The organism is Arsenophonus sp. PmNCSU2021_1 (assembly GCF_036919435.1).
Lineage (GTDB): Bacteria > Pseudomonadota > Gammaproteobacteria > Enterobacterales > Enterobacteriaceae > Arsenophonus > Arsenophonus nilaparvatae.
This window is the reverse complement of the sequence record NZ_JAZHPL010000001.1, coordinates 26,579-42,697: the sequence shown is the minus strand read 5'-3', so window position 1 is coordinate 42,697 and position 16,119 is coordinate 26,579. Positions and strand designations below refer to the sequence as shown.

Sequence of the window (16,119 nt, the reverse complement as noted above, 5' to 3'; positions counted from 1 at the left end):
TGTGCGAAACTCGTGATGGATAAACTTTTTATCCCTGCGATAAGCGGAAATAATCAGGAAGATACTCAAACGACAGCAACAGAGACGGCGGGTATGACACAACAACACGAGTTTCGCACCAATAAAAAAACGCTCTATTTTTAAGTTTAATTCAGCATAATATATAAATAGATAAAACCTTATAAATCAAATACAACTTATTGTAATTTAAGAAAATTCATGTGTTTTAGTAACTTGCAGATTGATCATTGCTTTTAAGCCATTTCTAGAATTTTATATGCCTGTGCGAAACTCGTGAACAAAAAGAACAAACACCAAAAACAAACATTCAACATCCTGAATCATCGGAAACCCTCGAACCGCCTGATGAAAAAACCGCAAAATCACGAGGGGATGGCAAGATAAATAGCCATCAACAACAGCATCGTCAAGAAGAAGTTAACCTTAATAAACCTAAACCGAAAAAAGACCGAAGGCTTGAACTGTAATGATATCATTCAATCGGATTAAATCTGCCCAAAGTGCCGGAGACACTATACCCAGAAAGATAACTATTATGTGTTAGAGAGTATGGAAGAGCGTTACTTTGGCAAGGGGGCAGAAATACTGGGGTTAAAAGGAGAGTTTGATAAAAATACCTTCCGTGAATTACTCGAAGGCAAGCTGCCTGATGGAACCGAGTTAACCTTTCATAAAGACGGAAAAAATCAGCATCGACCAGGCTATGATGATAGGACGTGAGATATTTAAACGGGAAACGTGCGATAAATGTGGATCTACCTGGGACAAACTGGATCTATCTGGGACAAGTCAGAGGGATTAAGTTGCACATAGTGAAACAGAAATCATGTTTTAAAACCCATTAATTGAAACCATCCTCTTTACTGAACTATACTCAATAAACTTCAAGATGCAGGGAAAGGAAGCTTAACGGCCTTACTACCCGTGCTTTTTGCTGAATAGTCGCCTGCATCTTGAAGTATGTTGAGTATAGAATCGAATCTACTACGATTGATTTCATTTAGAGGAAGTTTCCATGACGACCAAGAACAACAATCATGATAGTTCCGACTTTACAGAGAATCCCAAAAATGACCGAGTAGTCACGTTTGAAAAAGATGCCAGCAAGGAGAATAAACCCACCCCATCGCAACAGTCAAATAACCCGCCTGGTATCCGTCCTAAAAAATGAGTGATAGCTAAACCTTAGGAGGCGTGGATGCAGTTTTAATCTTGTTCCTCCTAATTTCCACCCTAGCTATTTGCTCTGCAGGAATGTAGGTCGCCAGCGCCCCCCAGGAGTCATCGATCACACCAGCAAACTCGCGCCATTCATCACTATCTGGTGCGCTATGGTGTGTTACATAAAGAATGACGTCTCCCGTATTGCCCAGCGCAAAAGGCCCATTAGGGAGCCCTTCAAAACGAGCCAGAGGCCGCGATAATAACCCGCTGCCATCCTTGAGAATAACAAACACTTCAGTGGCTCGGTACTCAATCTGTCCGAACAGCTGCTGCCACGCGGAATGGGTGCCATCAGACCATGAGATGTTTAAGGCGCGCATGAGCTTGTACATCCATCTACGCCCGTATTTACGCCATACGGCTCCTGTTATTATTGCGGTAACCAGCGCTACAAGGGTTGACCAGTAAACCGCATATACGGCGACGGATTCATAAGCGGTTGCAGATATAAGACCAAAAACTAATGTCGAAAACGTTATGTCAACGGTTTTGTGGTGCTCTTTCAGACCAACATTGGCAATAAAGTATCCAACATAGCCAGAAGCCAGCGTCACCAATGTTGCCCAGGGCAGATTTAGCAGTGATGAATCGAGCATATGAAATATCCTTCTATTGTTTGGTTAGCATTAAACCAATGCTCACTATCTGGTGTATAGGTTATATTTTTCTCTCCGACGTTTCACTATGTGAAACGAGAAACAGTCATCGAGACGGCTTATCTTCATCTTCAAACAGATTGCCCTGGATGCGAGCAATTTCTTCTTTTTTAACCCGTTTTATCACGGAATAAATCCACTGTAGCGAGACTTCGTACTTGCGTGCCAGGGCGCGGTGGTTATGGCCATTGAAGTCGGCAAATATCTCCCGGTCGCGCTGGTTTATTTTCCACATCAGCCCCATCGGGAAATAGACATTTTGCCCGCCCCATACCGCCATCATTTGACTGGCGACGGCATCGCCTATCTGGCTGGCAACAGCGGGGTCAACATCGATAATCTGTCTGACGATCTGCGCCGTGTGGTCGGCCAGCTCAACCAGTAACTCCGGCCCTTTACTGCGAAAGGTATGCTCTAGCATGAGGTTGTCCTTGCCACGCGTTTTTGCCACTGCTTGAGTTTCTCGATAACCTGGCTGGCCTGTTGGCTATCTAGCCAGTAAGGCGAATCACCGCCGGTTTCCCGTTTAACAAAGTGGGCCAGGGCTGTTGCTGACGCATCCCGGACAATGCCCTCATCGGCCATTGCCTGCCACAGGGCCTGCATTTTCTGGATTTGCGGACGGTCGGTCTGCTTTTTCGTCGTGGGTTGAGTCGGCTGGATACGAAAACCTTTGGCTTTTAGGGCGTTTAACACTTGCGCCAGTTGACCGATATTCAGGGCTTTTGCTGATGTTTTCCTCGTTAGCCTGTGCAGCATCTGGCGGTAAGTCGTGTCATCCAGTTTGAGGTGGTGGGCGGCAATATGGATTAACTGCAGGTATTTTTGTCGGGTCATCGGAGGCGTCCTTTATCGTTGTGGTCGGGGTCAGGATTCCTTATGCCATGAATAAAAAAATAATCCTTCGGGTTTTGAAGGATTATAAAATGAATATCGTTATTATACAATTGAATGCAGTAAACGCCGCTTTTCCGCTATGACTTCTTCACGCAAATCGCCTTGGCATCCATATCCTTGAAGGTTTCAAATTTTTCTGCGAACTGTTTGGCGGCCTGTTGACAGGCGGTTGCCGTGTCAAACGCCTGTGTATGCAGCGTGGAAAAAGCATTACCGGCATAGGGACTGGCGTATAGGGCTAAAATTAATATCCACATGATAATTTATCCTCTTTCACTGAATTAAGGTCGGATGTTCAATAAAACAAAGGCTGACCGCAATGAACACCAAGAAACCGGCAAACAGGCGGTTTTGTTGTTTGCGGGTTTCGGGCGATTGAAAATAAGGCCGCAAGCGGGCGGCAATGAGCGCGTAAAGCGTCATCATCAGCGCATCGACCATTACCATCGTCAGAGTCATAAGGGTAATTTGTGGCCCTAACGATTGGGACGGATTAAGAAAGACCGGTAGTGTGGCAAGTAGGAAGGCGAGCGCTTTGGCGTTGGTGATATCGGTCAGAAAACCCCAGCAGAACCGTTGCGCACAGCGGGTCAATGTCACGACATCGTAAGCATCCATGATGACTGGTGCGCGCCAGGTTCGGTAGGCGGCAAACAGTAGCCAGAGTACGCTAATGCCTTTCAGTAACAGCCAGGCTGTCGCTGAAGCGCGCAACGCTTCCGTGCCTAGTGCCACAATGGGTACCATCAAGCCTAATGCGGTCGCCTGACCGGCAATAAGCGGTAGCGTCTTGCACCATCCCCGCTGGAAGGCATGGTTAAGCGTGAGGATAGCGCCAGCGCCGGGTAATACGGCACTGAGCAAGGCACCGCCTAAAAAAACTAACCAAAGGTCAAGGTTCATGGTTTATTTACCTCGTGCGTTTGATGATGGGGTGGTGTTGATGGCGACTTTGCCGTGATACCTTTTAGCGGCACGACATCCCAATTAAGTACCCAGGCGCTATACCGCTGTCCGCAGTGTGGACAGGTCAGTAACAGGTCAATCCCCCACTCGCCGCTTTCCGGTTGTTGGATGATCTCGGCCTGGGTAGGATTCAGGCGTCGCGTTGCCTGATGGCAGCTGATGCAGGTAATGGTCATAACGTGTTTTCCTTATCTAAGGCGACGATGAGTTCGGCCAATATCTCGAAGGCATTTTGAAATTCACAATACGCGGCGGCAGAATGGTCTGCCTGCAGGTGATGCATGGCGCGGTTTATGTGCCTTTCAATTTGGCGGCGCAGAGGTTTTATTTCCTGATAGCTCATGAGGTCACCTCCTGCTCGAAGGGCGTAATAATGAAATCCTCAAGCTGATTGCGAAACGTAATGCCGGGAATATTCAGTCGCTGGATAGTGTCCTGATTTTTGAGCAGGGCATTTTTATCAAGCTGTGCTTTGCGAATAATGCAGTCGGTCTGTCCGTTTTCTTCCAGCGCCTGAATGATATCATCCACCCCTTTTACCGAAACGGACGGTGGGCGGTTACGCCATGACACCTCGCCGGTTATCAGGTTGGCGGTTTTGGTTTTGCCGTTTTGGGTAAGCGCCTCACGGTTGGCCTCGCACCAGGTCTGGATACCTCTTTGCAACAGGGTGATGCGGGCTTTCCTGGCTTCAATATCAGCCGCATGTTGATGGGTTAACCGCGCAATTTCATCATTAATCTCTGTCTCCAGTCGGGTCATTTCCCGCTGGATATCGCCCAGATTTTTAATATCGTTTATTACCTGCTCACGGGTTTGCGGCGTGCAGGCACCCGCCGCGGCTTTAAGCCGCGTTATTTTCTTTGCCATCTTTTTTACCTTTTCATTAACAACGTCGGGAATTAAACGCGCTCGAAAATAATGTCTTCCAGGGCGTCACTGTGTTGAATATGCTCAAATAAATTCATGTTGTATCGGGTCGCGATTTCACCAAGACGCTGGTCTTGTTCATCAAAATCACGGCAGTTCTCGCAAATCGACAAATAGGTTTCATCGTCCTGTTCCGGCATATCGACGGTCTTTGCCAAATAAACCGATTGGCGAGCGGTAATACGGACAGGGCGTGTTGTCATGATTAACGTACCTCCCAGGTGATTCGGCAGTTATCTTGCAGGAACTGGTATTTTTCCCAGCGGCCCTGACGGTCAGTACCCAGGGCATAGCGAACGGCATGGCCGTTTTTATATAACGCATCACACCGTCGGTCATGCAGCAGGGTAAGGGTCGGACGGCTATAGCCATCAACGGTAAACTGACTGACGATAAAACCTTCCTGGCTGAGTTTATCCATCACCGACAGGCATTGCCTGAACTGCTGCTGGATGGCCTGGTAGGTCATCGCTGACGGGTTTTTAATGGTCACGGCGGGGTTCAGCATAAAAGCCTCCTTTAATGCACACTGTGAATAATATTGGCGTCGATAACCGGGATGGCGTTTTGCGCGGCCAGGTTCATGGCGGCGGTCAGCAGGTTGCCGATAGCCAAGGGGTAAAGCAGGCTGACCGGCGTGTCTTTTTTCGGGCGCAGCCAGCTTAGGCGTTGACGCAGTGCCGGTATCGCATCCGGGCCAAGGACTTTGCTAAGGTCGCCGCCGACGCGTTTAAACTTGAAATCAAGAAAGTCGTTCAAGTGTTCATCTAGCGGCGGCAGGTCAATTACCTCGCAGCGCTGTACCACTTCCCTGACCGCTAACAGGCGCTCGGATAACTTGTCGCCCAGTTCGGGTTGTCCCAGCAGGACGATGGACAGCAGTTTTTTAAAGCCGTCTTCCAGCTCAAAGAAGCGTTTAAGGTGCTTTAAGGTCGGGATGGGCAGGCAATGGGCTTCTTCAATCACCAGTACATGGCTGTACCCGGCGCGGCTGCTCTCTTTTAATAGTCGGTGTAGCTGACGAAAGCGGGCCTCCGGCGAGCGTTTGAGTTTTTCCAGTGGGGCCAGGGTATGGACAATAGCCTCGGCGAGACTGGCGGCTTTCAGGGTTTTGCCCTGATGGTCGTTGTCTTCCATCGCCAGCACGTAGGGTTCAATCACCACCACCGGGGCGTTTTCCCGATAGATGCGGTCAGTCAGGTCACGTCGCAGCGTGCTTTTACCCGAGCCGGATTCACCGATAACCGCGATAAAGCCGCCATAGCTGGCGGTCTGGTACAACGCCTCGCGCACATAACGACTTTCAGGGGTTAAAAACACATCTTCATGACCTTGTACCGCGTTGTCGTCAAATGGGGCACGAAACAGCCCAAAATGCTTTTTGGTGGCAGTCAGTAATACCTGTTTTTTCAGTAACATGGTGTCTTCCTCGTTGCTAGGTGGTGTGTGCTTTTCCTTGCTGCTGGATGTGACCCCGTCAAAGCAGTCGTCCGCCGCGATGCCCTGGTCACTTAGCCAGCCACGGATGCGGTGTTTTAGTGCGTCGGTATCCTGTTTCGGCCACTGATGGTGATTGACTATTTGCGCCAGCGTCGCCTCGGAAAGGTCAAGCGCACGGGCCAGTGCTGCCTGGGTCAGGTTGTGGTGTTGTAACAGGGTTTTGAGTTTCAGCATGATGGCCTCCCGTTAACCGTGACTGGCCAGACTGACCACCACCTCGGTGGACTGGGCCATCAGCTCATCACCCAGCGCGTCGACCTGGTCAGCGGGTATGCCGTCCGGGAAGCGTTGGGTTAGCGTGGTGTAAAATTCACTGCGCCAGGTCTTGCCCGCCGCCTGGAAACGCGCGCGCAACTGTTGAACCACCACGACCGGGTTTAAACGTTCTTCAAAACGTGGCGCGCAAACCGTGGAAGCCTGGCCCTGTTTGGGCAGGTAAATGGGTGGGGTATCGCGTTCATTGTCCAGATAAGGGTTAAAGCGACCGCCCAGTGGCAGCGCTTTGGCTTTTTGCGCGGCAGCGGTTTCGGTGGGACAGGTGGTGCCATACATCGCCTGCTCGACTTCCGCCAGATGGTGTTGCGCCGGGGTGTGGGGTAATGCCTTGAAGGATTCGCCTAATGTTGGGGCATTGAGGGGAAAACCGTACTCGTCTTTCACCACTTCCGGTACCCGGTAAAAGACTTCCATGCCGTCCTCATTGATTATCACCACCTGTGCTTCACTGTCGCGCCAAGGGTTACGGACTATCTGTAGCCAATCGTTGTTACAAACACCCGGCACACCCCTAACGTCATATTCTTTGCTCCCAAATGACACGCGAAGATAGTCATTGACCTTACGGTTTTCCGGCAGACTCACCGCCAGTTCGCGGCACACTTCAACGGGTGGTGCCTTGATTAACTGCTGCGGAGTGATCCGTAGCCAGCTGTCGGTACGGGTCATGCCGGTACGGCGATGCAGCGCGGTACGGTTATACTTTTTACGCCATAACCCGACCCGGTGGTTCAGTTCATCAATATTATCGACTTGCACAAACCGCAGGCCGGATTCAAAACTACACTCCAGAATATCGCGCGCCTTTTCCACTGAGCCGGTGGCGCGGGCATTACGGGCTTTATGGGCGATAAGTTGAATACCGAGGGTTTTGCACAGGTTGCGCATCGTGGCTGAGACCAGCGCGCAGCCGGGGTCGGTATAAAGGATACGCGGTACACCATGTAATACGTCGGCCCCACTGCGCTCCTGCATGGCATTAATCAGCACATCGGTAAAGTTTTGTGCCGTTTCGCCGCCGAAGCGGTACTCGGCGTAAATCCAGCCGCTGGTGTGGTCGGTCAGTTCAAATGACCAGACGCGGTCATTGACAATACGGGCCAGATTTTTGGGCTTGTTCTTGTTAAACTCGGCCTCACTCATCATGCGCAGGCCGCTATCGCGCGTGGTGCGCCCTTTGGCGGGATTTTTCAGGTAATAGAGCACACACAGCGACGCATCCAGCTGCCAGACATGATTGGGATGCCCGGTTTTTAATTGAACGCACGGGGCAGGTACCCGTAACTGGTTGGGATGCAGGCGATAATGGTACAGTGCCCGGCTGATGGCATCGACCGACAGCGGAAACCACTCGCCAGTTTCATTATCAATATACCCGGCATCAATCAGGTTGTTCGCCCGCAGGTCATTAACCGTTTGCTGTAGACTGTAGAGGCGTTTACCATTATTGCGTTCAGATTCCATGATGACGCCGGATATCAGCAGGGCTTCGTCGCGTGTCAGGGCGCTGGTACCATAATCCACCCGCTGCTTGCGCGGCGGTTTATAACTGACCTGTTTGATTTTTCGCAGCAGCGTGGCTTTGGAAATACCGAGTGCCTGACAGCCTGTCTGATACACCGCGTCTTTGCCGCCATGCCCGGCTCTTTCAGCAGTCTGGGCAATGGTTAACAGACGTTCGGTCAGGATGGGGTTCATTGCACCACCTCCTCGACATTATCCTGTCCGGTGCCGCGCAGGTGTTCCGGTAACTGAAAATCCGCATCGTCGGCATCCGCATCGGCTTTTGTCCAGTCAGGCACCAACGCTGATACTGCGTGGTGGGGTAACGAAAAATCACTACGTAACACATTGATTTCAAACTCAATATCATTAAGCAAGCCCGCTAAATAGTCGGCGTGGGATGTGATATCACCACTGTGGCTGCTCAGTTTTTCCAGCCCTTCCCGAAAGCGCCCCATTAATATGGCTTTAACATCAAAGCCCACCAGGCCAATTTCTTCACGGAGCTGGCGTATGCCTTCTTCCCCTAACGGGCGATGCTGATTAAGCAGGCGTTTTTCGCTCAGTTCATTGATCTTTTGATCTTTCTCATTGGCCAGACGGCGGCTGGCTTCAAGTGACTTTTCCGTATCTCGCAGTTTTGCGCGCTGTTCTCGCACTGACATCCGGTCAACCTCATCCAGTGTCAGGCCCGCAATGGTGCCGCCTTCGGCGAGTTCGGCGAGATCTTCGTCATCTTCTAACATCAGTTCATAGAGCTTTGAACGCCCCAAACTTTGAAACGTTTCTAATTTAGAATTCAGTGTTGGAGATAAATACTTCAATGCAGCCTGAGCCATTTTTCTAGCTATGTGATATTTGAGACCTAGATGTTCTTCAACTATTCTCATAAATTTACCATGTGGCTCATTTTCTTTAAGGATGATGAGTCGTTTGCCTGCTTCCAGCATGGCTTCGGCGCTCTGTGCCATATAGAAGCGCGCTTCATGCACAATCCGCTCGCGCTGATAGGGCAAGCCTTCACCGTACTTGTCCATAATAGCCTGCTGATGTTCAGCCAGGGCGTTAAGGTTGTTCATTAAATCCGGTGCCAATGCCTGTTCGGGGGCGATTTCAGCCGTCATCGGCAATGCTTTTCTACCCATGATTTTTTCCTCTTACAGTTTTGACGATGAGGCTACGCAGCGCCCATGTCGTTCTGCCATCTTGATTTGTGCGCGTTCGGTTTCATCGAAAAATGCCAGGGCAATCTGTATCAATTCTTCACTCAGGGCGTAATTCCCATTGAGGCGTTTTTCAATCATCCCTTCTTCCACTAAAAATGGCAGGGTGCGACTGATATTGGCCGCAGAGTCATTGATTAGCGCCGCCAAGGCTTTATTGGACAGGCCGTCGCGATAATGCCCTTTCATGGCTTTCAAAATACGCAGCGCCCGTCGTGTGCGTGAAGAAGGGTGCAGTAATAAGGTGTTTTTCATCGGATGTCTCTTTTTCATTAATGGAAATTGTGTTACCGTCAGTGAAACAGAAAAATGTTATTTTTTATGGCGTCTTTTACTGTGTGGCATCGCTGAACCTACTATCTGTTCAATAGCGCGTTTTGCTTTACGGGCTTTTCCGCGTGTGCCTTGGCAAGCACCATTCAGTAACACATAGATGTCATGAGGCTTAAAACCAGATTCCTCTGCCCACTTAGCGACCGAAGGATATTGCTGATAGACATGCTCGTAAAAATTGCGCTTAAAGTCGGCGGGGTGTTGCAGTGACATGGTATTATCTCCGTTATAAAAAGTTAAAAATAAATATACATTAACATACAAAATGATGTAAAGTCTTTTTTGTCTGTTTTTGTATATTTCTTATCACCGTTAAAAATCACTGGCTGTTATCGGCCTAAAGGAGAGCTGTATGGCAAAGAAAAAAGCGGCAACCAGCCTGTCTGTGAGTGCAGCGGACAATATCACGATTGCGGGGGGGGGGGGGCAATTGCATACCCTGAAAAAAATGCAGAAAATAGTGCCCAACAGGAGGTAATGGCGCGTTTTGGTGATGGCCTGCCCTATGAGCGTGAGCGCATTGTGCATGAAGCGCGCTTCTATATGGCGCAAAGTGCCGAAGCCATGCTGGAGGCCGGGAAGCGGCTGATTATTCTGAAAGAGAATGAACCTCATGGGGAATTTACAAAAATCCTTGAAAAGGATTTAGGGCTTATACCGCAAACAGCTCGCAGAATGATGCAGGCAAGCCTAAAGTTTTTAGGTGATGGAATTGAAACCCCAAAACGCGCAACGTTAGGCGTTTTGGGAAAAGCTAAACTTTATGAATTATTAACTGAAAATGATGAGGATCTAGATGTTTTAGCCGAAGGGGGCACTATCGCGGGCCTGACGCTGGATGAGGTTGATCGCATGTCGGTGCGAGAACTGCGCGCCGCACTACGTAAAGATGAAGCAGCCCTTAAACGCAGCCAGCAACTGGTCGCCGAAAAAGAGAAGCAACTGCAACAGCTAAGCCAGCAACTGGCGGGCAAAACCTCGTCGGTTGCTGCGAGCGATGAACAAACACCACTCGATACCCAGCAGTGGGTGACACTGACACTCGAAGGGGTGGGAGAACGCCTTAAATCCGAGCGCCTACGATTGGGGCTTAGCCAGGAAATCTTCGCCGAACGCTGTGGTGTCAAAAAACTCACCCAATATAACTACGAAAAAAGTGAGCGGCATCCTGATACCGCTTACTTGATTGCTGCAAAAGCTATTGGGGTAGATTTACTCTTTCTTATTACCGGGGAGCGCAGCGATGAAGCCAGTGCGCTCGATGTGGTGAGAGATGAGGAGGAAGCAACTTTATTGACGACGTTCCGACATATTCCTGGTGAAACACGCGAAGTAGCACAACGTACCCTGGCTGCAATGGCAGAGAAAAAAGTCGCCCGTCACCGCGCTTAAGCCTTCCCCCTTCGTTGGCGCAAAGGGGATTATTTAACGGTAATAATCAGCTCACGCCGTTGCGTGGGCTGATTGCTATTAAGAGTATACCGAATCGGGACGCTCTCCATCGCAAAGCCCTGAAACACTGCTCGCATTTCAGGAATATCATTAACGGAAATAATCATCATGCCCGCCAGGTCTCGTCCCATCCCCGCCAGTTTTTCATATTGCGCCAGGCCAAAATCCACGCCATAGCCTTCTGTCCCCCAGTACGGTGGGTCGCAGTAAAACAGCGTGTGCGGACGGTCATAACGGGCAATACAGCTGGCCCAGTCCAGGTGTTCAATGGTGGTGCGTGATAACCGCAGATGCGCGAGCGACAGCTCTTCTTCCATGCGTAACAGGTTCAGGCGTGGCCCCGTGGTGGTGGTCACGCCAAAGGTGTGTTCAGCGACTTTGCCGCCGAACGCCTGTTTTTGCAGGTAGTAGAAGCGTGCCGCCCGCTGGATATCGGTTAAGGTCTCGGTCGGCGTGATTTTCAACCAGTGATACATCGCCCGGCTGACCAGTGCCCATTTAAACTGGCGCATAAACTCTTCCAGATGGTGTTTCAGCACCCGATAGAGATTAACCAGCTCGCCGTTGATATCGTTAATCACCTCCGCCTTGCTGGGTGACTTCATAAAGAAGAGCGCCGCTGCGCCACAAAACGGCTCCACGTAGCAGGTGTGCGCCGGGAAGCGCGGTAAAATCTGTTTTGCCAGCCGCCGTTTACCGCCTATCCAGGGCAGTATCGGTAAAAAATGTTGTTGCATTCACTGTAAGCCTTTTTCACTAATGGAAATTCGTGTAGACTCTTTCCTGTTCTCGAGGACGGAAAGCGCCACGGTTGACTCACAGGTCGGGTCTGTGTGTTGACGGCCTGTCCGGTGTTCGTGCACCGGGTGGGTCGCGCTTTTTCCCTTGCACCATTCGGGGCAATTGCTGAGCGTAATCTAGCGACTACCGGCTATCCCCACTAGTAAACCGCTTTAAAAGCGTTTAGCGCACTGCCTTGTCACACTGTCTGCCTGATATTGAGGGAGACCGCCATGAAAACCCGAAAAAAATTGATGTTACCCCCCTTTAAAACCCCACGCCTCGGCGGCTGGTTGCTCACTGCGGCTGGTTTGTTGCTGGTGATTGGCCTGGTCTCACCGCAGCAATTGCCGGTGGTGCTCTACAAACTGGCCTTAATCACCCTGGCGGCGGTAGTGGGTTACTGGCTTGACCGTTCGCTGTTCCCCAAGGCCCGCCCCGGTCAATACCTGCACCATGACCACCCGGAGGTGGCACAGGGTCGACATCCGGTACGCGGCGGCTGCCATCAGGTGTTTGCGGCAGCCCAACTGCGTCGCGCGGTGATTGTGGCAGCAGTGTGTCTGAGTGTGGCGATGGGGTTATGACCATGAACCGCTATCAACGTCCGCAGGGCGACCCCGGATGGCTGTTATTCCTTTTGCTGATAGTGCTCCTTGGTGGCGCGCTTGATGCCGATGCGGCGCGTCCCCCACAAGCCGCACTGCCATACCGGGCTGAGCTGATACGCAACGCCCGTCTGGTGTGGGGGCTTAATGCGCCAGTGGCGGATTTTGCCGCCCAGATTGAGCACGAAAGTGGCTGGCAGCCGGCCATCACCAACCGTATCGGTGCGCAGGGTCTGGGGCAGTTTATGCCCGCGACCACGGCCTGGATTGGGGAGGTAATGCCGGCACTGGCGGCCAAAGCGCCACTCAATCCCAGCTGGAGTTTACGTGCGGTGGTGAGTTTTGATAACTAGCTATGGCAACGATTATCGGCGGTCAATCGCTGTGAACGTATGGCGATGACCCTGTCGGCCTACAACGGCGGTTTGGGCTGGGTGCAGCGTGACCTTCAGTTGGCCAAACGTCTCGGTCACGACAGTGGGCGCTGGTTTCACCACATTGAACGGGTCAATGCCGGACGTCGCGTGAGTGCCTGGCGTGAGAATCGCCATTATCCCCGCCGTATTTTAAAAAGCCTGGCACCGCGTTACCTGACCTGGGGAGGGGCAAGCTGTGTTTAGTGCAGTCAGCCTGAAAAGCCTCGGCGGGGTTCTGGTAATGGCGCTGCTGTCGGGTATCTGGTGGCACGGCTACACGCAAGGCGCAGGTCGCGCAACCGAACGGTGCGTGGCAACCCTCAGTCAGCTGCGCGAGACGTTTGCCATGCAGGAAAAACAGCGCGCCGAGCAGGCCGCGCAAAGCCTGCAAGCCCTGCAACAACGATTTGCCCATCAGGTGAAGCTGGCGCATCAGGCTGAACAGGACTACCTGAATCGCATTGCGCAACTTCGTGACAAAACCCAACACTTAACAAGGCGGATAGAGGATGTTACCCAACATTGGCGGGATGAAAAAGGCCAGCCTCATGCTATGTCCTGCGTATTTACTCGTGGCTTCGTGCAGCACTACAACGCCGCCCTCGGGCTGTCAGACGTTGATGGTTCAGGCGTTGCCGCCCTTACCGGCGGCACTGGCAACCCGACCCGGTCAGCTGAGACCCCTGGCGAGCGACACACCCCGAGTCCAGTTACCCAGCGTGATATCCTCGCCAATATCACCGACAACGGGCAGCAATGTCAGGTCTGGCGGGCACAGGTCAATGGATTACTGGATTATATTGAAGGATTAACACCATGACATTACAGGTCGATTTTTGGGTACTGGTGAGCTATCTGTTTGGGCTGGCGGGCTTTCTCGCGGGGCTGGCCCGCTGGTTTATCCGCGAGACCGAAAAGCGTCAGGCCGAACGGTTTGCATCACTGGAGCGGTTGATGCGCGAGGCGTCCGATAAAGGGGTACGCCTTGAGCGCGAGGTACTGGAATTCAAAGTGGAGGTGCCGGAACGTTACGTCCGGCGCGACGAATTTATTCATTATCAGCAGGTGGTGGAGTCCCGGTTAGACGCGATTTACCAGAAGCTGGAAACGATACAACTGCGTCAGGTGGCAGGAGGATAAGAATGATAGAGACCGAACAGGCACGCCGCGAAGGGTTGCGCTGGGTGTTACTGCAGGTGGTCAACAAGGCGCGGCCGTATCCGGCCAATGACCGGCTACTGTGGGATGTGGGCCATTCGCTTTACCCGGACATGACCATGCTGGAGCTGCAAAAAGAGTTGCTGTTCCTTGAGGGCTTCAGTCTGGTTCGCCTGACCCGACCGCCCGCACGTTCATGGACGGCCACGCTGACGCCGGAAGGGGTCAATCTGGTGGAATACGTCACCGACGATATCCCCGGCATTGCCCGCCCGGCCAAATACTGGAGGGAGTGACGATGGCACCGCGCAGTCATATCGAAGTCTTGCCCGTCTCGGTGCGTGAATGGCTCGACCGGGCGCTGACCGAGCGTAATTTCAGTGGCTACCGGGAGCTGGAAGCCTTGCTGCGTGAGAAAGGCTATAGCATCGGTCGGGCGCAAATTTCTCGTTATGGCCAGAAGGTACAACGCCGCTTTGCCGCCATTCGTGACGCGACTGAAGCGGCGCGGCAACTGACCAAGGGTGCGCCCGATGACCAGGATACCCGCTCAGAATCCATTATGGCGTTGGTGCAGACTGAATTACTCAATAGCCTGCTGGAGGCACAAACCATCAAGGAAGAAGCGGGGTCGCCGGTTGAACGGGCTGAACGTTTTGCCCGCATGGCGAAAAATTTGGCCCCGATTATTCATGCCAGCGTCAGCCTGAAAAAACTGCAAGGCCAGCTTAAAAAAATCAGCGCGGAAATGGCCACGCTGGAGCAGGAAGCAGCGCAGCAAGGCAAGGGACATGTCAGTCTGGAGACCCTGAAGCGGGTGCGTGAAGAAATTTATGGGATTATCGCATGAGCAAAAATGCTGAACTCTACCCTTACCAACAGCACTGGCTGCTCGACCGGTCGCGCTTTAAAATCGGCCAGTTTGCCCGTCAGACCGGCAAAACCTTTACCACCACGCTAGAGCTGGTTGACGACTGCTTTGAGACCGAGGCCCGTGGCGGTCGCACCCGCTGGGTCATTCTCTCGCGCGGTGAGCGCCAGGCCAAAGAGGCGATGGAAGAAGGGGTGAAAAAACATTGTCAGGCCTACGGTCTGGCTATCCGTGAAATTGAAGGCAGCGTAAAAGGCCCAGGCAGCGAACGTTACACCCTGCTGGAGGCGGTGCTGCCCGGCGGCTCACGCATTACTGCACTCCCGGCTAACCCCGATACGGCGCGCGGCTTTGCCGCTAATGTGTTTCTCGATGAATTTGCCTTTCATGCCGACAGTCGCAAAATCTGGGCGGCGCTTTTTCCGGTGATATCGAACGGCTACAAGCTGCGCGTCACCTCCACCCCCAATGGCAAGGGCAACAAGTTTTATGAGCTGATGACCGACCCGTCGCTGGACAGCGTCTGGTCGCGCCATCGGGTCGATATTTACCAGGCGGTCAAAGACGGCCTGCCACGGGATGTGGCCGCCCTCAAACAGGCGCTCAATGATGAAGACGCCTGGGCGCAGGAATTTGAACTGCACTGGCTGGATGAAGCCGCCGCCTGGCTTTCCTATGACCTGATTGATGGCGTTGAACACCCGCAGGCGGGCAAGCCTGAGCACTATCAGGGTGGCCCCTGTTTTGTCGGTATCGATATCGGTCTGCGCCATGACCTGTTTGTGATATGGGTGATTGAACAGGTGGGCGATGTGTATTGGACGCGCGACATCATTACCCGCAAGCGTGCCCCCTTTGCCGAACAGGATGCGCTGCTCGATGCGGTCTTTGCCCACTACCGGGTACTGCGGTGCTGCATCGACCAGACTGGTCTCGGCGAAAAGCCGGTGGAAGATGCCAAACGCCGTCATGGCAGCACGCGGGTCGAAGGGGTGTTATTCACGCCCAGCAACAAGCTGACGCTGGCAACACGCGGTAAAGAGGTGTTTGAAGACCGGCGCTTGCGTTTGCCGCAAGGAGACGGGGCGCTACGGGCCGATTTGCATAAACTGAAAAAAGTGATGAGTCCGACTGGCGCGCCGCGTTTTGTGGCCGAGAGCGATGCCGCCGGGCACGCTGACCGTGCCTGGGCGCTGTTTTTAGCGCTTAACGCCGCCGACCAGCCGCACGGCCCGGTGCGCGCTTACTCCTGCTGCCCACGGCAGGCCTCATCCTTGCTGGAGGGATATTGATGATTATCGATAA

At 52.3% G+C, this 16,119-nt stretch carries 25 protein-coding genes and 2 pseudogenes; 11 read left to right on the top strand and 16 right to left on the bottom strand.

Features of this window, described 5'->3' with window-relative positions:
• Positions 1-15: 15 nt before the first annotated feature.
• The 3 genes and pseudogenes from V3224_RS00310 to V3224_RS00300 all read left to right on the top strand — a co-directional run bounded on the left by V3224_RS00310 (position 16) and on the right by V3224_RS00300 (position 1,192).
• Positions 16-144, top strand: a complete 129-nt coding sequence (locus tag V3224_RS00310) for a hypothetical protein (RefSeq protein ID WP_334467761.1) — start codon at positions 16-18, stop codon at positions 142-144.
• 343 nt (positions 145-487) lie between these two features.
• A pseudogene (locus V3224_RS00305) lies at positions 488-729 on the top strand (relaxase domain-containing protein); the annotation flags it as partial.
• A 307-nt stretch (positions 730-1,036) separates the two neighbouring features.
• Positions 1,037-1,192, top strand: a complete 156-nt coding sequence (locus V3224_RS00300; RefSeq protein WP_334467759.1) for a hypothetical protein — start codon at positions 1,037-1,039, stop codon at positions 1,190-1,192.
• Between the two features lie 7 nt (positions 1,193-1,199).
• On the opposite strand, the gene V3224_RS00295 is transcribed toward V3224_RS00300, so the two are convergent.
• The 15 genes from V3224_RS00295 to V3224_RS00225 form a co-directional block, all read right to left on the bottom strand.
• Positions 1,200-1,841 (bottom strand): hypothetical protein, encoded by a 642-nt coding sequence (locus V3224_RS00295; protein WP_334467757.1) that lies wholly within the window; start codon positions 1,839-1,841, stop codon positions 1,200-1,202.
• A 106-nt stretch (positions 1,842-1,947) separates the two neighbouring features.
• Entirely contained in the window at positions 1,948-2,322 is a 375-nt protein-coding gene (locus tag V3224_RS00290; RefSeq protein WP_334467755.1) for a Mor transcription activator family protein, read from the bottom strand.
• Positions 2,316-2,738 (bottom strand): gp16 family protein, encoded by a 423-nt coding sequence (locus V3224_RS00285; RefSeq protein WP_334467753.1) that lies wholly within the window; start codon positions 2,736-2,738, stop codon positions 2,316-2,318. The genes V3224_RS00290 and V3224_RS00285 overlap by 7 nt, the downstream gene beginning before the upstream one ends.
• Positions 2,739-2,875: 137 nt before the next feature.
• Positions 2,876-3,055 carry a hypothetical protein gene (locus V3224_RS00280; protein WP_334467751.1) on the bottom strand — a complete coding sequence of 60 codons (180 nt, stop codon included), beginning with the start codon at positions 3,053-3,055 and terminating at the stop codon, positions 2,876-2,878.
• A gap of 16 nt (positions 3,056-3,071) precedes the next feature.
• Positions 3,072-3,701, bottom strand: a complete 630-nt coding sequence (locus tag V3224_RS00275) for a LysE family translocator (RefSeq protein ID WP_334467749.1) — start codon at positions 3,699-3,701, stop codon at positions 3,072-3,074.
• Positions 3,698-3,940, bottom strand: coding sequence for a hypothetical protein (locus V3224_RS00270; protein WP_334467747.1), 243 nt, complete (start codon positions 3,938-3,940; stop codon positions 3,698-3,700). The genes V3224_RS00275 and V3224_RS00270 overlap by 4 nt, the downstream gene beginning before the upstream one ends.
• Entirely contained in the window at positions 3,937-4,107 is a 171-nt protein-coding gene (locus tag V3224_RS00265) for a hypothetical protein (protein ID WP_334467745.1), read from the bottom strand. The genes V3224_RS00270 and V3224_RS00265 overlap by 4 nt, the downstream gene beginning before the upstream one ends.
• Positions 4,104-4,634 carry a host-nuclease inhibitor Gam family protein gene (locus tag V3224_RS00260; protein WP_334467744.1) on the bottom strand — a complete coding sequence of 177 codons (531 nt, stop codon included), beginning with the start codon at positions 4,632-4,634 and terminating at the stop codon, positions 4,104-4,106. The genes V3224_RS00265 and V3224_RS00260 overlap by 4 nt, the downstream gene beginning before the upstream one ends.
• Positions 4,635-4,666: 32 nt before the next feature.
• Entirely contained in the window at positions 4,667-4,897 is a 231-nt protein-coding gene (locus V3224_RS00255; protein WP_334467742.1) for a hypothetical protein, read from the bottom strand.
• A 2-nt stretch (positions 4,898-4,899) separates the two neighbouring features.
• The gene (locus V3224_RS00250; RefSeq protein WP_334467740.1) at positions 4,900-5,202 is read right to left on the bottom strand and encodes a hypothetical protein; all 303 of its coding nucleotides are present in this window, start codon (positions 5,200-5,202) and stop codon (positions 4,900-4,902) included.
• Between the two features lie 11 nt (positions 5,203-5,213).
• Positions 5,214-6,368, bottom strand: coding sequence for an AAA family ATPase (locus V3224_RS00245; RefSeq protein WP_334467739.1), 1,155 nt, complete (start codon positions 6,366-6,368; stop codon positions 5,214-5,216).
• A 12-nt stretch (positions 6,369-6,380) separates the two neighbouring features.
• Positions 6,381-8,168: an integrase catalytic domain-containing protein gene (locus V3224_RS00240; protein WP_334467737.1), complete on the bottom strand. Its 1,788-nt coding sequence runs from the start codon at positions 8,166-8,168 to the stop codon at positions 6,381-6,383.
• Positions 8,165-9,118 carry a DUF3102 domain-containing protein gene (locus tag V3224_RS00235; protein ID WP_334467735.1) on the bottom strand — a complete coding sequence of 318 codons (954 nt, stop codon included), beginning with the start codon at positions 9,116-9,118 and terminating at the stop codon, positions 8,165-8,167. The genes V3224_RS00240 and V3224_RS00235 overlap by 4 nt, the downstream gene beginning before the upstream one ends.
• A 12-nt stretch (positions 9,119-9,130) precedes the next feature.
• Positions 9,131-9,451: an IclR family transcriptional regulator gene (locus V3224_RS00230; protein WP_334467733.1), complete on the bottom strand. Its 321-nt coding sequence runs from the start codon at positions 9,449-9,451 to the stop codon at positions 9,131-9,133.
• A 57-nt stretch (positions 9,452-9,508) separates the two neighbouring features.
• Positions 9,509-9,742 (bottom strand): hypothetical protein, encoded by a 234-nt coding sequence (locus V3224_RS00225; RefSeq protein WP_334467732.1) that lies wholly within the window; start codon positions 9,740-9,742, stop codon positions 9,509-9,511.
• Between the two features lie 216 nt (positions 9,743-9,958).
• On the opposite strand from V3224_RS00225, the gene V3224_RS00220 reads away from it, so the two are divergent.
• Positions 9,959-10,921 (top strand): hypothetical protein, encoded by a 963-nt coding sequence (locus V3224_RS00220; RefSeq protein WP_334468077.1) that lies wholly within the window; start codon positions 9,959-9,961, stop codon positions 10,919-10,921.
• A gap of 29 nt (positions 10,922-10,950) precedes the next feature.
• Here the strand turns inward: V3224_RS00220 and V3224_RS00215 are convergent, their stop codons facing one another.
• Positions 10,951-11,718: a DNA adenine methylase gene (locus V3224_RS00215; protein WP_334467730.1), complete on the bottom strand. Its 768-nt coding sequence runs from the start codon at positions 11,716-11,718 to the stop codon at positions 10,951-10,953.
• Between the two features lie 276 nt (positions 11,719-11,994).
• Here V3224_RS00215 and V3224_RS00210 point away from each other — a divergent pair, with 276 nt between their 5' ends.
• The 7 genes and pseudogenes from V3224_RS00210 to V3224_RS00180 all read left to right on the top strand — a co-directional run bounded on the left by V3224_RS00210 (position 11,995) and on the right by V3224_RS00180 (position 16,106).
• On the top strand, positions 11,995-12,348 hold the full coding sequence (locus V3224_RS00210) for a putative holin (RefSeq protein ID WP_334467728.1): 354 nt from the start codon (positions 11,995-11,997) through the stop codon (positions 12,346-12,348).
• Positions 12,345-12,989, top strand: a pseudogene (locus V3224_RS00205) (transglycosylase SLT domain-containing protein). The gene V3224_RS00210 and the pseudogene V3224_RS00205 overlap by 4 nt, the downstream one beginning before the upstream one ends.
• Before the next feature lie 106 nt (positions 12,990-13,095).
• Positions 13,096-13,605, top strand: coding sequence for a hypothetical protein (locus V3224_RS00200; RefSeq protein WP_334467726.1), 510 nt, complete (start codon positions 13,096-13,098; stop codon positions 13,603-13,605).
• Positions 13,602-13,925, top strand: a complete 324-nt coding sequence (locus V3224_RS00195) for a hypothetical protein (protein ID WP_334467724.1) — start codon at positions 13,602-13,604, stop codon at positions 13,923-13,925. Before V3224_RS00200 ends, V3224_RS00195 begins: the two co-directional genes overlap by 4 nt.
• Before the next feature lie 2 nt (positions 13,926-13,927).
• Positions 13,928-14,239: a hypothetical protein gene (locus V3224_RS00190; protein WP_334467722.1), complete on the top strand. Its 312-nt coding sequence runs from the start codon at positions 13,928-13,930 to the stop codon at positions 14,237-14,239.
• A gap of 2 nt (positions 14,240-14,241) precedes the next feature.
• Positions 14,242-14,793, top strand: a complete 552-nt coding sequence (locus V3224_RS00185) for a DUF3486 family protein (RefSeq protein WP_334467720.1) — start codon at positions 14,242-14,244, stop codon at positions 14,791-14,793.
• Positions 14,790-16,106 carry a phage terminase large subunit family protein gene (locus tag V3224_RS00180; protein WP_334467718.1) on the top strand — a complete coding sequence of 439 codons (1,317 nt, stop codon included), beginning with the start codon at positions 14,790-14,792 and terminating at the stop codon, positions 16,104-16,106. Before V3224_RS00185 ends, V3224_RS00180 begins: the two co-directional genes overlap by 4 nt.
• Positions 16,107-16,119: the final 13 nt, after the last annotated feature.